This is a genomic window from Streptomyces nanshensis, from assembly GCF_001751255.1.
Lineage (GTDB): Bacteria > Actinomycetota > Actinomycetes > Streptomycetales > Streptomycetaceae > Streptomyces > Streptomyces nanshensis_A.
On the sequence record NZ_LJGW01000467.1, the window covers coordinates 1 to 237 of the forward strand.

General features: G+C 73.4%; 1 protein-coding gene. It reads right to left on the reverse strand.

Annotated features, from left to right (window positions below):
* Positions 1-237: Ig-like domain repeat protein (locus tag AN218_RS28535; RefSeq protein ID WP_171908827.1), on the reverse strand; the 237-nt coding region annotated here is incomplete at both ends.

The following is a 237-nucleotide window of genomic DNA, read 5'->3' on the forward strand; positions in this document are numbered from 1 at the left end:
TCCGCCGGGTTCACGGTGACCGCCGCCGTACCGACGGAGCCCAGGAAGCAGGCACCGTCGCCGAGATAGGTGGCCGTGACGGTGCCCGTCGTCAGGACGTCCGTGGTGAGGCAGGCCTGCCCGGTGGCGTCCAGCGGCACCGTCTGGTTCAGCCCGCCCGGGCCGGTGAAGGTGACCATCCCGGTGGGGGTGCCGGAGCCCGGTGCGTCGGTGGTGACGGTGGCGCACAGCTCGACG